We start from the raw sequence: 12,807 nt of genomic DNA, 5'->3' as shown, positions 1-12,807 counted from the left end.
ATGTGTATAAGAGACAGGTCCCCGATGAGTTGCGAGAACAGCCAGGCCATCTGGTCGGTGAAGGGCGTGACGTCGACGCCCTTGGCCGCGAAGTGGTCCAGCACCCCGGAATGGGCCTGGGAGTGCATGGCCTCCTGGCTGATGAAGCCCTGCACGTCCAGCCGCAGCTGATCGTCCTTGATCAGCGGCAACGCGTTCTTGAACGCATCGACGATGAACTCCTCGCCGGCGGGCAGCAGCAGGTGCAGCACGTTGCAGAAGTGGGTGGTGAAGGGCTCGTTGGGCACGTAATAGAACGGCAGTTGGGCCCAGTCGAAGTCGACGTCACGGGCCTGCAGGACGATGCGCTCGTGGTCGAGCGCGGCGTCATGCGGACCGGTCGCCTGGTCGTCGACGGTGAACATGGTTTTACCCCCTCAGCTACGCGCTGCGTTGCGCCTCGGCCTCAGCCTCGGTGATCAGGCGCTCACTGCGCAAGAACCGGACGAGATTCTCCACGGTCTCGGTGAGCGCCGGCTCACGCAGGCGGACCGTGGCCAGCTCGCGCGCGCGTTGGTACTGGCTGTTGCCGTAGCGCTTGTCCCGCATCGCCGAGATCTTCTCCGCCGAGCGGGTGAGGAAGTCGACCAGCGGGTAGATCGGGTCGCGCGGCGTGCACCGGCGGTTCATCTCGGCGGCGAAGGACGAGATGTCGTGGTATTCGAAGCGGTAGCCGTAGCGCTCGGACAAGACCCTGGTGATGTCGGTCATGTTGTAGTAGTCGTCCGCGGTCATATTGAAAACATTGCCGTAGACCGTGTCGTCCCTCGGCAAGCCCATCAGCGCGACGATGTGATCGGCGATGAGGTCCGCCGGCAGCAGGCTGAGCTGGTTGAGCGCGTTGGCGGCGACGCCGTGCTCGATCATGAACGCCACCGTGCGCACCAGGATGTCGTCACCGCTGCCGAAGCCCGCCCCGGTCGGTGAGATCAGCGACGGCCGGAAGATGCGCACGTCGAGCCCCTGGCGCTGGGCGGCGAACGCCAGCTGCTCGGCCACCCACTTGGTCTGCGAGTAGCCGAAGTCCAGGGCGTTCATCTCCAGGTTCGCGTCGGACTCGCCGACCACCGGCTTCACGCTCCAGCCGTAGATGAAGGTGCTGGAGACAAGGTGAAATGCCTTGCGGTGGGCGGTCATTGCCAGGCGCAGCAGCTCGTGCGTGCCGATCACGTTGGCGGGTCGCAGGGCGTCGTAGGTCCTGACGTAGTTGACCAGGGCGCCGTTGTGGACAACGGCGTCGACGGTCTCGGCAAGTCGCTGGAAACCTTCCTCGCCGAGGCCCAGCTGTGGCTCGGCCAGGTCGCCGCAGACGACGCGCACCCGCCGCCGAACCTCGGCCTCCAGCGCCGGGGACCACAACTTGGCCTTGCGCAGGGACGCGACGATGCGGTCCAGCCCGTGCGCGGAGTCCGTGGCGCGAATCAGCGCGTGGACGGTGAACGACGTCCGGCCGAGCAGGCTGGCGACCAGGAACGGCCCCAGGAAACCGGTCGCGCCCGTCAGCAGGATGTCGGTGGGCGCGCCCGGCCGCGCCGGCGGCAGCGCGGGCAGGGGAAGCCGCGCGTCGGCCCGCATCCGCGCCGTCTCGTACGCCTCGTACTCGGCCGAAATCTTGTCCAGCGCCTGACGCAGCGCGTCCAGCGGCTGTCCCGAGCCGGCACCGAACTGCCGCATGAGCGCGAAGAACTCGGCGACCGTCAGCCGCTGCAGCAGGCGGGTGTTCACCTCCTCGGCCAGCTCCCCGGCGCCGTGCTCTTCGAGCAGGGCCTGCAGGTCGGCGCGCAACTCGGCGAGCGCGAGCGAGTCGATGCCGAGGTCGGCGAAGGAGCAGTCCTCGTCGCCGGTGAGGTCGTAGCTCTCGATCAGGTTGCGGAACCGGTCCAGCGGGCCCCCGGTGAGCTCGGATCCGTCGTGCGTCGGGTGCGTGTAGGTCGCCAGCACGGGTAGCTCGCCGCCCACCCAGAGCTGCCGGGTCGAGGATCGCCTGATCTTCCCCGATGTGGTTTTGGGAATGGTGTGCGGCGGCACGAACGCGATGGTGTGCGGGTCGATGTGGCCGTGCCGGCGGATGGCCCGCGCCAGCGCCTTGCCGTCCGGCAGCGCGTCGGGGTCGCGCACCTCGGCCACCACGGTCAGCACCTCGGAATCGTCGCGCTCCACGGCGAAGGCGGCGACGCAGCCGCCGCGGACCTGCGGGGCCGACCGCTCGACGATGGCCTCGATGTCCGACGGGTAGCAGTTGACGCCGCGCACGATGATGAGGTCCTTGCTGCGGCCGCAGACGAAAAGCTCGCCCTCGTAAAGGAATCCGAGGTCGCCGGTGCGCAGATAGCTGTGCTCGGTGTCGCCGGGGATGCGGGCCGCGAACGCCTCCGCGGTCAGCTCGGGGCGGTTCCAGTAGCCGCCGCCCTTGGACGGTCCGTCCAGCCAAACCTCGCCGACCCGGCCCTCGCCGAGGGCCTGCCCGGATTCCGGATCCACGATTCGCACCACGTTGCCGTCGATGGGCTTGCCGCAGCTCACCACCGGCGCCTGGTTGCTGTTCTCCGGCTGCGCCTTTTCGACCCGCGCCAGGTTGCGCTCCAGCGCGCGCTTGTTCAGCGCCAGGGTCTGGCGTCCGCGAAGCGATACGATCAGGGTGTTCTCGGCCATGCCGTAGGCGCCGGTGAGCGCGTTGGGCTCCAGGCCGTAGGGCGCAAAACGCTCCCGGAACCGCGCAAAAGTGCTGGCGCGCAACGGCTCTGCGCCAACGACGATGCTCTCCAGGCTGCTCAGGTCGACCCCGGCCAGCTCGGAGGTGGGCAGCTTGTCCTCGCGCAGGCAGTACTCGAGGGCGAAGTTGGGCACCGGCGTGTGGGTGGCGCGCACGTCGCTGATGAGCCGCAGCCACGCCGACGGCCGCTTCAGGAAGTCCAGCGGCGACATCGCGTGCGTGGTGCCGCCGACCAGCAGGATGAACAGGTAGGCGGAGATCAGGCCCATGTCATGGTGTTGCGGCAGCCAGCTGACCAGCACCTCGCCGCCCTTGAACGCCGAGGCGTTGGCGATCACGTTGGCGTGGCTGACGACCACGCCCTTGGGATCGCTGGTCGACCCGGAGGTGTACTGCAGGAAGAGCACCGGCCCGGGCGTGTCCGGGACATGGGCGCCGCCGAACTCCTGCGTGCCGTCGGTCCCGAACCAGGGCAGTTCCGGCGGCCGCTGGGCCTCCGGCCAGGCCGACCCGCCGTCGAAGTGGTTGAGCAGCAAGCGGTAGTCGTACTCGAACTGCTTGGTCGACAACACCGCCTTGGCCTGGCAGTCCCGCGCGATGAAGGCGAGTTTGGCCAATCCCGACTCGAACGACATCGGCAGCGGGGGGCTGACCGGCACGGCGATCACCCCGATGCGGGCGCAGGCGTAGAACGCCGCGATCATTTCCAGGCCGGGCGGGTAGACCAGCAGCGCGCGATCGCCCTGGCGCAGACCGGCTTCCGTCGACAGGTAGGCGGCCAGCTCCCGGGTGCGCTCCGCGAAGCCGCGGTAGGTGTAGTGCTCCTGCTCGCGGCCCTCGTCGTCGAGGAAGCGGAAGAGGGTCTTGTCCGGTGTCTGGTTTTCCCGCATGTGCAGGTGATCAATGAGCGTCTCCATGGCAGGAGCCACCCCCTTCCGGGTCCACTATGAGCCATAAGAAGTTTCGTATCAATTGATAACGCCCAATGTAGCGCCGCGGATGGCCGCCAAGCAAAGCGAGGAGCGGCATTTTCCGGCATGACACATTAATTTCACAGCATTGGCCAATCCACCGCCGCGAATGGGCACTCGCCAGCTCAGCAACTACGGACTTCAGTATCTCAGTTACGCCTATCACCTTGGATTTCTCGGCGGGCTGCCTCCTCAAAGGCGTGGATACTGACTTACGCAATTGCGATAATCATGAATGGCTATCCTTTTGCCGCTAGGTGTTTCTTTGTGTCATTTCGTATCCGCACCGCAAAGGGCATTGAGCCGTTTACAAGACCGCCATTTCGCGGTCCCGGCTCCGGAACTACTGAGGTACGGACTCAGCCGATCCGGGCGACGCGGATCCGCGGGCCGGCGCGGGCCACCAGCCGGACGACCCCGACGAACCGTTCGCCGTCGATGATCGGGGAAAGAGGCTCCCCCTCCGCCTCGATGACCATTTCGCGACCGTTGACGTCGCGCACGCCGGGGCCCCGCAGCGTGCCGTTGGTGAGCGCCGCCGGCAGCTGCACGACGATCCTCGAGGGCCGGATTTCGCCGGCCTGAAAATGCAGCGCGCCGGGATTCTCGGCCTTCGGGAAAAGGCGGAACGGCCCCCCGATTCGCAGATCGATCGCACCCGCGTGCAGCACGCGGTGCGTCCGCGACGGAACCTCCTCGCCGTCGATGACCACCCGGGCACGCGTCGGGGTGAACAGCACCGACGAGTAACTGGCGGCCGGCGAACGGCCGACCTTGGACGCCAGATAGTCGCGGAACGAGCGGCCGATCACCTTCACAACCTCGCCGCGGCCGTGTTCGGCTTTTCCGTAATACATGTCGTAGAACCGGTTTCCGACTCCCCCGGCGGCCAGCCCGAAACACAGGCGATGGAACGCGGCGCCGTCCTCGGTTTCGCCGTCGAGTCGCAACGTGTCGAGGTGCAGCTCGGCCGGCGGCCTTTGGGCCTCGGCGGCGGCGGCCAGCGCCCGGACGATGGCGTCGGGGCGGCCACGCACCCGCGCCTTGCGCGCGACGGCGTTGACGCTGCCGCCGTTGGTGGGCACGAACGTCGGCCAGCGCTCGGAATCGCTTTCCCCGCGCTCGATTTCGTTGATCAACCAGTGCAGCGCGCCGTCGCCGCCGTCCCCGACGAGGTGAGTGACCCGCGGGCGCAGCTCGTCCAGGGTCTTGCCCAGGTCCTCGATCGAGGAGGTTTCGTGAACCTCGCCCCATGGGCCGACGATGCGGCGCAATTCCGCCACGCGGTCGCCCCGCGCGCGGCGATTCCTGCGCGCGAGCGGATTGACGATGACCCCCAGGTACATCCGCTCAGATGGGATCCCGCCGGCCATCCCACGCACGATACCTGCGGCGTTCCGGTGGGCGGGATCACGTCGTTAGGGTGGCTGCCATGCCTGGTTGGACCGCAGCAGATCTGCCCTCGTTCGCCGGACGCACGGTCGTGATCACCGGGGCCAACGCCGGACTGGGCGAGGCCACCGCCCGCGAATTGGCACGGGTGGGCGCCCGCGTCGTCCTGGCGGTGCGCAATACCGAGAAGGGCAAGGCCGCGGCCGAACGGATGACCGGTGAGGTCGAGGTGCGCCAACTCGACCTGCAGGACCTCAGTTCGGTGCGGCGCTTCGCCGACGAGATGGGCGCCCTTGACGTGCTGGTGAACAACGCCGGCATCATGGCCACCAAACACGCCGTCACCGTCGACGGCTTCGAGGGCCAGATCGGCACCAATCACCTGGGCCACTTCGCGCTGACCAACCTGCTGCTGCCCAAGCTCGGCGACCGGGTGGTGACGGTGTCCTCGCTGATGCACCACTTCGGCTACATCAGCCTCAAAGACCTGAATTTTCAATCCCGCCCGTATTCGGCGTGGCTGGCCTACAGCCAGTCCAAGCTGGCCAACCTGCTGTTCACCAGCGAACTGCAGCGGCGCCTCGAGGCCGCCGGTTCTGCGCTGCGCGCCCTGGCCGCCCATCCCGGCTGGTCGCACACGAACCTTCAGGGCAACTCGGGCCGCAAATTCGGCGACGCGGCGGTGTTGGCCGTGGATCGCATCGTGTCCACCGACGCCGACTTCGGTGCCCGGCAGACGCTGTTCGCGGTGTCCCAGGATTTGCCGGGCGACACCTTCGTCGGCCCGCGGTTCGGCCTGTATGGCCGCACCCAGCCGACGTGGCGCAACTGGCCGGCCAAGCGGGCGGGCACGGCGACGGCGCTGTGGGAACTTTCCGAGCGGCTCACAGGCACCGCTTTCCCGCTCTGATGACGCGCTCGGCGGGCGGTTCGCCGTAGCCCGGCTAGATTGGTGAGCAAATCCATGCAGCGACGCCCACGCGAGGAGGTAACCCATGTCGGACACTGATATGGCGGCGATCCTTGCCCTCCTTGCCGCGCTGGCGTCGGCGATCGGCAACGTGGTCCGCCAGCGGTCCGCGCAGGAGGTCACCGACAAACCGGTCGGTCACCTGGCGCTGTTCGGCATGTTGTTGCGCGACAGGCGTTGGTTGCTGGGCGGACTCGGCGACATCGCCAGCTACGTTTTGCTGGCCGCGGCCCTGGACAAGGGCTCGGTGCTGCTCGTGATGTCGCTGCAGGTGACCTCGTTGCTGTTCGCCCTGCCGATCTATGCGCGGATGAGCCGCCACCCGGTCACCCGCGGGGAGTGGACGTGGGCGGTGTTACTCACCGCGGCGTTGGTGGTCGTCATCGCGGTCGGTGATCCGACCGGCGGCCAGCAACGCGCGGCGGCCCAGGTCTGGCTGATCGTCGCGGTGGCGATGACCCCGCCGCTGTTGTTGGCGATGGTGGGCGCCCGGATCTGGTCGGATCGCCCGGTGGCCGCGCTGTTGCTCGCGGCGGTCGCCGGTTCACTGCTCGCGGTGTTCGCGGTGCTGATGAAGGGCGTTGTCGACATCATCGAACACAACCCCGAACAGTTGTGGACCAGGCCCGAGGTGTACGGCTGGGTGTTCTGCGCGGTGGCCGGCATGATCATCCACCAATCGGCTTACCGCGCAGGCGCTTTGACGGCCTCGCTGCCGACGATCATCGCCGCCAAGCCCATCGTGGGCGCGGTGCTGGGGATCACCGTGCTCGGCGAGACGTTGGACGCCCACGGCTTCGACTGGGTGGTGCTCGCGGTGGCCGCGGTGTTGGTGATCGTCGCGACGGTGGGGCTGGCCCGCGGCGAGGCGGCGACGGTGTCCGCGGGCGCCGGCCGCGACGTGCGGATCGACGACGGGTCGAAAGTGTCGCCGCTCTAGCGAACCTTGGTGGCAGGTACAGGATTCGAACCTGTGAAGCTTTCGCGACGGATTTACAGTCCGCTCCCATTGGCCGCTCGGGCAACCTGCCGCCAGACAGGTTACAACGAGGGGGTAGACAAAGCACAAACGGCCATCACCGGATGAAGGGACGGATCGAATGGCGGACTCATCGTTCGACATTGTCAGCAAAGTCGAGCGCCAAGAGGTCGACAACGCACTCAACCAGGCCGCCAAGGAGCTGGCCACTCGCTTCGACTTCCGCGGCACCGACACCACGATCGCATGGAAGGGCGACGAGGCGATCGAGCTGACGTCGTCCACCGAGGAGCGCGTGAAGGCCGCCGTCGACGTCTTCAAGGAGAAGCTGATCCGGCGCGACATCTCGATGAAGGCCTTCGACGCCGGCGAGCCGCAGGCGTCCGGCAAGACCTACAAGGTCAACGGCACCATCAAGCAGGGCATCACCAGCGAGAACGCCAAGAAGATCACCAAGCTGATCCGCGACGAGGGTCCCAAATCCGTCAAGACCCAGATCCAGGGCGACGAGATTCGCGTCAGCAGCAAAAAGCGCGACGACCTGCAGGCCGTCCAGGCGCTGCTCAAGCAGGCCGACCTGGACGTCGCGCTGCAGTTCGTCAACTACCGCTAGCCCCATACGTTCGGTTCGTGCAGTAGGATGAACTGCACGAACCGAACTTTGGAGCGAATCCCATGACCACCGTCGCCGAGCTGGCCACCGCGCACGAGCGGCTGCGTGAAAGCGCCCGCGCCGTGGGCGACGCGTTGTCGTCGGTCGCGGTCTACACCGAGCCCGCCGTGGCGCGCGCGGTGCAGGCCGAGCAGAATTTGTACGCCCGCATCGAGGACGAGTTCGGGATGCTGAGCAGCACCGACGCCGGCAAGCGGATGGGGTCGCGGTCCAGCGCGCCGCGCAACCTGGCCACCACCGCGCACCGCAACGGGGCGTTGGTCGCGGTGCGGCGCGGCACCTACCTGGCCTACCCCGGGTTCCAGTTCGGCCCGGACGGCAAGCCGTTGCCGGTCATCGCCCGGCTGCGCGAGGTCGCCGAGGACAACGGCTGGTCGGAGGCCGGCCTGGTGCAGTGGCTGTGCTCCCCCACCACCTATCTGGACTCCGAGCGTCCCGTCGACCGCCTCGGCACCGATCCGGACCGCGTCGTCGCGGTCGCCGCGGAGGCCATGGCCGTTTCGTGGTGAAACGACCACCCGACCCGTTCGACCCGGCCACCGCCACCCTGCCGGCGGGCCACCTGCTCTACCGCGTGCTCTCGGCGACGCGCACCGCCACCGACTTCAATCCCGGGATCGGCGCGCGCACCCGCTTCGGCTTCTTCGGCGACCCCGTGGTGCCGATCATGTACGCCGCCGACACCGAGGACGCGGCCATCGCCGAGACGCTGCTGCACGACATCCCGGCCGAGGGCGGGCTGCTGCCCTACGACCAATACGCCGACAAGGTGCTCGTCCGCCTCAAGGTCACCCGATCCGTGCGCCTGGGCGTGCTGCACGGCACCGGGCTCCGGCGCCTGAAGGTGACCGCCGCCGAGCTCACGGCGAGCCCGGCCTCCAGCTACGCCACAACCGTGCGCTGGGCCGAAGCCGCGCACGGCGCCGGGCTGGACGGGCTGGTGTGGATGTCGCGGCAGTGCAACGACTCCAAGGCCTACGTCTTCTTCGGCGACAGGTGCGCTGCGGCCTTCGATCAGGATCCGACGCACGCGCGGATCTTCGCCAGCCCCGCCGACCAGCTCTGGCTGATCGACCGGTGCGCGCCGCTGCACGTCGACGTGCTGATGGAGCCGGCATAGGGATTCCTGGCCCGGCCAACCGGTGGGTGCCTAATCTGGTGACCAGTCCACGATGTGAGCGAGGTTCACGATGACCCCTAGCGAAGCCGATTACTCCGACGTGATCATCGTCGGCGCCGGCATCTCCGGCATCGACGCGGCCTATCGGATCGGCGAGCGCAACCCGCAGCTCAGCTACACGATCCTGGAGCGGCGCGCGCGAATCGGCGGTACGTGGGACCTGTTCCGCTACCCCGGGGTTCGCTCGGACAGCAGCATCTTCACCCTGTCCTTCCCGTTCGAGCCGTGGACCCGCAAGGAGGGGGTGGCCGACGGCGTCCACATCCGCGAGTACCTGGCCGCCACGGCGCGCAAGTACGGCATCGATCGCCACATTCGGTTCGACAGCTACGTCCGTTCGGCCGACTGGGATTCGTCCACCGACACCTGGACGGTGACGGTCGAGCAGGACGGCGCGCGGAAGCTGTACCGCGGCCGGTTCCTGTTCTTCGGCAGCGGCTACTACAACTACGACGAGGGCTACACCCCCGACTTCCCCGGCATCGAGGCGTTCGGGGGCACCGTGGTGCATCCGCAGCACTGGCCCGAAGACCTGGACTACACCGGCAAGCAGGTCGTGGTGATCGGCAGCGGGGCCACCGCGGTCACGCTGCTGCCGTCGCTGTCGGACCGGGCCGCCAAAGTGACCATGCTGCAACGCTCGCCGACGTACCTCATCTCGGCGTCCAAGTACGGCAAGGTCGCGGCCGTCGCCCGTAAGGTGTTGCCGCGCAAGCCGGCTCACCTGGTGGTGCGGATGTACAGCGCGCTGACCGAAGCGGTGTTCTTCGCCCTGTCCCGCAAGGCGCCGGGCCTCGTGCGCTGGCTACTGCGGCGCAAGGCGATCAGCAGCCTGCCCGACGGCTACGACGTCGACACCCACTTCAAGCCGCGCTACAACCCGTGGGACCAGCGGATGTGCCTGATCCCGGACGCCGACCTGTACAACGCCATCGCCGCCGGCCGAGCCGAGGTGGTCACCGACCACATCGACCACTTCGACGCCACCGGCATCGCGCTCAAGTCCGGCGGACACCTCGACGCCGACATCATCGTCACCGCCACCGGGCTGCAGCTGCAGGCGCTGGGCGGGACGGCAATCAGCCTGGACGGCAACGAGATCAAGACCAACGACCGCTTCGTCTATAAGGCACACATGCTCGAGGACGTGCCCAACCTGTTCTGGTGTGTCGGCTACACGAACGCATCGTGGACGCTGCGCGCCGACATCACCGCCCGGGCAACGGCAAAGCTGCTGGCGCACATGGCCGCTCACGGCTACACGCACGCCTACCCGCATCGCGGCAACGAACCGATGGCCGAGAAGCCGTCCTGGGACATCAACGCCGGCTACGTGTTGCGGTCGGTGCATGCGCTGCCGAAATCGGGAACCAAGCGGCCGTGGAACGTGCGGCAGAACTACCTCGCCGACGCCATCGACTACCGCTTCGACCGCATCGAGGAGGCCATGGTGTTCGGCCGGGTCGCCGAGCGCGCACCCCTGGCGGGCTGAGCGCCACGCGACTGCCGGCGGAACTTCGTGAACTCCTACTAAATGTCCGGTGACGGCAATACGCTGATCGCCATGGCAGCACAGATGCGCGAACCCAAGGTCGTTGTCCTCGGTGGCGGTTCCTGGGGGACCACGGTGGCCTCCATCTGCGCGCGACGAGGGCCGACGCTGCAATGGGTGCGCTCGGAGGAGACCGCCAAGGACATCAACGAGAATCACCGCAACAGCCGCTACCTCGGCGACGAGGCGGTGCTGAGCGACACCCTGCGCGCCACCACCGACTTCGCCGAGGCGGCGAGCTGCGCCGACGTCGTGGTCATGGGCGTGCCCTCACACGGGTTCCGGGGGGTGCTGACCGAGCTGGCCAAGGAACTGCGGCCCTGGGTGCCGGTGGTGTCGCTGGTCAAGGGGCTCGAGCAGGGCACCAACATGCGGATGTCGCAGATCATCGAGGAGGTCTTGCCGGGTCATCCGGCGGGCATCCTGGCGGGACCGAACATCGCCCGCGAGGTCGGCGAGGGCTACGCCGCCGCGGCGGTGCTGGCCATGCCCGACCAGCATCTGGCGACCCGGCTGTCCGGGCTGTTTCGCACCCGGCGCTTCCGGGTGTACACCACCGACGACGTCATCGGGGTGGAGATGGCCGGGGCGCTGAAGAACGTCTATGCCATCTCGGTGGGAATGGGCTACTCGCTGGGCATCGGGGAGAACACCCGCGCGCTGGTGATCGCCCGCGCGCTGCGCGAGATGACGAAGCTGGGTGTGGCCGTGGGCGGCAATCCCGATACCTTCCCCGGCCTGGCCGGCCTGGGCGACCTCATCGTGACGTGCACCAGCCAGCGCAGCCGCAACCGCCACGTGGGCGAGCAACTGGGCGCCGGCAAGCCGATCGACGAGATCATCGCCTCGATGAACCAGGTCGCCGAGGGCGTCAAAGCGGCCAGCGTGATCATGGAGTTCGCCAACGAGTTCGGCCTGAACATGCCGATCGCCCGCGAAGTCGACGCGGTGATCAACCACGGTTCGACGGTCGAGGACGCCTACCGCGGCCTGATGGTCGAGATGCCCGGACACGAGGTGCACGGCTCGGGTTTCTGACGTGGCCATCTTCCGCCGGCCAAATTCAAATCTTTGCATTCTCTATGGGCCCGGCCCGTCCGCTTGACCCTCGGTTTGCCAGCAAAATACCGTCAATCAGGCAGCCAGGGGTTCCCGGCCATGTTCCTGTGGGTCCGGCCGGGTCGTAACCTACTGTGCGCCAAGGTGTTACGCCGACGTAATACAACGCAATACGGGGCGGATCTCGGAACATCCCCCGCTAACTCCTAACGAGGGACGAGACCGATGCGAAACATCGAAAAGCTCGGCGATAAACCTCAGGATCAGGGCACCAACTCGCGGAAAGATCGGGTGCGATCGATCATCCGGCACGACCTGCCCTCGTCGCTCGTCGTCTTCCTGGTCGCGCTCCCGCTGTCGCTGGGGATCGCGATCGCCTCCAACGCACCGGTGCTCGCCGGCCTGATCGCCGCGATCGTCGGGGGGATCGTGGTCGGCGCGATCGGTGGGTCGCCGCTGCAGGTCAGTGGGCCGGCGGCCGGACTGACGGTGATCGTGGCCGACCTGGTGTCCGACTTCGGTTGGGGCGTAACCTGTTTGATCACCGTGGCCGCCGGCGTCCTGCAGGTGCTGCTGGGGCTCAGCCGCGTCGCGCGGGCGGCCCTGGCGATCTCGCCGGTGGTGGTGCACGCGATGCTGGCCGGCATCGGCATCACGATCGCGCTGCAGCAAGCGCACGTGCTGCTGGGCGGCAAATCCAAGAGCACGGCCTGGCACAACCTGATCGGGCTGCCGGGACAGATCATCGACTCGCACCGGCCCGGGGTCATCCTCGGCGTGCTGGTGATCGCCATCCTGGTCGCCTGGCGCTGGGTTCCGGCCAAGGTGCGCCGGGTCCCGGGCCCCCTGGTCGCCATCGTCGTCGTGACGCTCGTGTCCGTCGTCTTCCCGTTCCACGTGCGACGGATCGATCTCGACGGCTCGCCGCTGGATGCGCTGCAGCTGCCCGACATTCCGCACGACAACTGGGGCGCGGTGGCCATCGGGGTGATCACCGTCGCGCTGATCGCCAGCGTCGAGAGCCTGCTGTCGGCGGTGTCGGTCGACCGGATGCACAACGGGCCGCGCACCGACTTCAACCGTGAGCTGGTGGGCCAGGGCGCGGCCAACATCGTGTCGGGCACCATCGGCGGGCTGCCGGTCACCGGCGTCATCGTCCGCAGCTCGACCAACGTCAACGCGGGCGCCAAATCGCGCGCCTCGGCATTCATGCACGGCGTGTGGATCCTGCTGTTCACCGTCCCGTTCGCGGAGTTGGTCCTGTCTCTTATACACATCT

Annotated in this window: 11 protein-coding genes and 1 tRNA gene; 8 read left to right on the top strand and 4 right to left on the bottom strand. The window is 67.7% G+C overall.

Translation table 11 applies throughout. The annotated features are described in order from the left end of the window. The 3 genes from WU80_RS21710 to WU80_RS21700 form a co-directional block, all read right to left on the bottom strand. Window positions 1–404: metal-dependent hydrolase (locus WU80_RS21710; protein WP_197286005.1), on the bottom strand; the 404-nt coding region annotated here is incomplete at its 3' end. 16 nt (window positions 405–420) lie between these two features. Beyond that, window positions 421–3,669: a thioester reductase domain-containing protein gene (locus WU80_RS21705; RefSeq protein ID WP_055404237.1), complete on the bottom strand. Its 3,249-nt coding sequence runs from the start codon at window positions 3,667–3,669 to the stop codon at window positions 421–423. A gap of 413 nt (window positions 3,670–4,082) precedes the next feature. Continuing rightward, window positions 4,083–5,069 carry a diacylglycerol kinase family protein gene (locus WU80_RS21700; protein WP_055404235.1) on the bottom strand — a complete coding sequence of 329 codons (987 nt, stop codon included), beginning with the start codon at window positions 5,067–5,069 and terminating at the stop codon, window positions 4,083–4,085. 86 nt (window positions 5,070–5,155) lie between these two features. Between WU80_RS21700 and WU80_RS21695 the strand changes: the two genes are divergently transcribed. Together WU80_RS21695 and WU80_RS21690 are read left to right on the top strand one after the other, a co-directional pair. Continuing rightward, entirely contained in the window at window positions 5,156–6,025 is an 870-nt protein-coding gene (locus tag WU80_RS21695; RefSeq protein WP_055404233.1) for an oxidoreductase, read from the top strand. Window positions 6,026–6,110: 85 nt separating this feature from the next. Then, the gene (locus tag WU80_RS21690; protein WP_055404231.1) at window positions 6,111–7,025 is read left to right on the top strand and encodes a DMT family transporter; all 915 of its coding nucleotides are present in this window, start codon (window positions 6,111–6,113) and stop codon (window positions 7,023–7,025) included. A 7-nt stretch (window positions 7,026–7,032) separates the two neighbouring features. Here the strand turns inward: WU80_RS21690 and WU80_RS21685 are convergent. Beyond that, window positions 7,033–7,116: transfer RNA gene (locus tag WU80_RS21685), tRNA-Tyr, on the bottom strand. A gap of 69 nt (window positions 7,117–7,185) precedes the next feature. Here WU80_RS21685 and WU80_RS21680 point away from each other — a divergent pair. The 6 genes from WU80_RS21680 to WU80_RS21655 form a co-directional block, all read left to right on the top strand. Continuing rightward, window positions 7,186–7,677 carry a YajQ family cyclic di-GMP-binding protein gene (locus WU80_RS21680; RefSeq protein WP_055404229.1) on the top strand — a complete coding sequence of 164 codons (492 nt, stop codon included), beginning with the start codon at window positions 7,186–7,188 and terminating at the stop codon, window positions 7,675–7,677. A 62-nt stretch (window positions 7,678–7,739) separates the two neighbouring features. Then, window positions 7,740–8,246, top strand: a complete 507-nt coding sequence (locus WU80_RS26195) for a hypothetical protein (RefSeq protein ID WP_055404227.1) — start codon at window positions 7,740–7,742, stop codon at window positions 8,244–8,246. Then, complete coding sequence (locus tag WU80_RS21670) at window positions 8,240–8,857, top strand: RES family NAD+ phosphorylase (protein ID WP_055404225.1); 618 nt, start codon at window positions 8,240–8,242, stop codon at window positions 8,855–8,857. Before WU80_RS26195 ends, WU80_RS21670 begins: the two co-directional genes overlap by 7 nt. A gap of 70 nt (window positions 8,858–8,927) precedes the next feature. After that, window positions 8,928–10,409 carry an NAD(P)/FAD-dependent oxidoreductase gene (locus WU80_RS21665; RefSeq protein ID WP_055404222.1) on the top strand — a complete coding sequence of 494 codons (1,482 nt, stop codon included), beginning with the start codon at window positions 8,928–8,930 and terminating at the stop codon, window positions 10,407–10,409. A 72-nt stretch (window positions 10,410–10,481) separates the two neighbouring features. After that, window positions 10,482–11,507: an NAD(P)H-dependent glycerol-3-phosphate dehydrogenase gene (locus WU80_RS21660; RefSeq protein WP_156349632.1), complete on the top strand. Its 1,026-nt coding sequence runs from the start codon at window positions 10,482–10,484 to the stop codon at window positions 11,505–11,507. A 246-nt stretch (window positions 11,508–11,753) separates the two neighbouring features. Beyond that, window positions 11,754–12,807, top strand: a 1,054-nt coding sequence (locus tag WU80_RS21655; RefSeq protein WP_055405840.1) for a SulP family inorganic anion transporter, incomplete at its 3' end; no start/stop codon positions are given.

Source organism: Mycobacterium sp. UM_11, from assembly GCF_001414075.1.
Taxonomy (GTDB): Bacteria; Actinomycetota; Actinomycetes; order Mycobacteriales; family Mycobacteriaceae; genus Mycobacterium.
This window is presented reverse-complemented; position numbering and strand designations above follow the sequence as displayed.